Here is a 1,644-nt window from a genome sequence, read left to right on the forward strand (position 1 = left end):
TCGATGGTGTCCATCCACTGCTCGGCTTCGTCGCGAGTGGTGTCAGTGGCGTCTTGGTAGATGCGGGTCAGGGTGTCGCGGACAGCGGGTGCCATCCGTTCGCCGTCGCCGCAGAGGTACACGGTCCCGCCCTGTTGGAATAGTTCCGCGATCCGGGCGCGGTGCGCCCACACCTGGTCCTGCACGTACGGGGTCGTCATGTCGGGTTCGCGGGAGAACGCGGGGAGCACGGTCACGACGCCCTGCATGTCCCAGCCGGTGAGCTCTTCCTGGTACAGGTAGTCGGCGTTGGGGTGGCGGGCGCCGAAGAACAGCAGCGCCTCCCCGACGTCCTGTCCGTCCGCTTTCTGGATGGCGCGTTCTTGCAGGAATCCGCGGAACGGGGCTATCCCTGACCCGGCGCAGATCAGCACGATCGGGGTGGCCGGGTCCTGGGGTGGGTGGAAGTGTGTGTTCGAGGGGCGCACCGCGACGGAGATCCGGTCGCCGGGTTCCCGGTCGGCGAGGTACCCGGAGCTGGTGCCCCGGAACTGGCCGTGGCCGGAGCGGGCGGGTTCGTCGACGACCGCGATGGTGAGGGTGGCCCGGTCCGGACTCCACAGCGGGGAGGAGGAGATGGAGTATTGGCGGGCTTTCATCGGGGGCAGCATCTGCAGGAACGTCGCGAACTCGATCGGCACCGACTGGTACCGCTCCAACAGCTCGAGTACGCTCATCCGTTTCCCGAGGACGAGGGTGTCGTAGTCGGTGTCCGCGAGCCGGTCCAAGTCGGCGCGTTCCGGGGTGCACCGGGTCGGGGTCGCCAGGGCGGCGACCTGGCGACGGGTGGCGGGTTGGCTCAGCTCGACATAGTTGGTCAGCAGGTCGGCGACGCTGATCGGTTCCCCGACGGGCAGTCCGGCGCGTCCGGTGACCTGGGTGATGCGGATCATCGTGTCGGGGGTCATCGCGAACCGTCGCAGCACCCGCTCCACCAGCGCGTCGTCGTTGCGGGGCAGCACCGCCAGATAGTCCCCGGCACGGTAGCTGGACCCCTTGGGGAGAACCACTTCGAGGTGTCTTTTGGATGCCGCATGCTCGGAGGTCATGTCGGTCAGTTCCCGGTTTTCGACCACGACGCCACGGCCCAGGTCGGGCAGTTGCAGGGCCGTCTGCCGGCCGCCGTCGACGATTTCGAGCGTGACGGTGCTGGAAGTGTCGACCTCGACCGGGTCGATGTTGAAGGCTTCCTGCATTGCGGGCCACAGCTGGGCGTACCAGGTGTCGAAGTCGCCGAAGAAGTCACCCCCGGAATCGGCTTCACCCCGCTTAACAACCCGCGTCGCACCCGCATGTTCGAGGGCCGCGTCGACGCGTTTCGGGATTGCCTGGTATGTGCGCGCCCACTGTCGGTTTCCGTTGCCGAACACCGCGAACGACACCCCCGCGAGGGCGCCCTCCTCCAGTGCTTCCAAGGTAGGGATCATGCGGCGAGCGTTGTCCGGCGGCTGCCCCTCATAGGACGCGGTCACCACGACCACGGCCCCCTCCGTGGGCAGTCCGTCCACGGAGGCGTCCAGCGGGAGCAGGGTGGAGGCGAACCCGTACCGGGCGGCGTCACCGGCGATCCGGGCCGCGAACTGCTCCGACGAGCCACTATTGCCC

1 protein-coding gene is annotated in these 1,644 nt (G+C 68.0%); it reads right to left on the reverse strand.

Going from position 1 to position 1,644, the window contains the following annotated elements:
* Positions 1-1,644 (reverse strand): sulfite reductase flavoprotein subunit alpha (locus KZA10_RS14405; protein ID WP_218683226.1); only part of this gene is annotated, 1,644 nt, incomplete at both ends.

This window comes from Microbacterium sp. BF1 (assembly GCF_019279095.1).
Taxonomy (GTDB): Bacteria; Actinomycetota; Actinomycetes; order Actinomycetales; family Microbacteriaceae; genus Microbacterium; species Microbacterium maritypicum.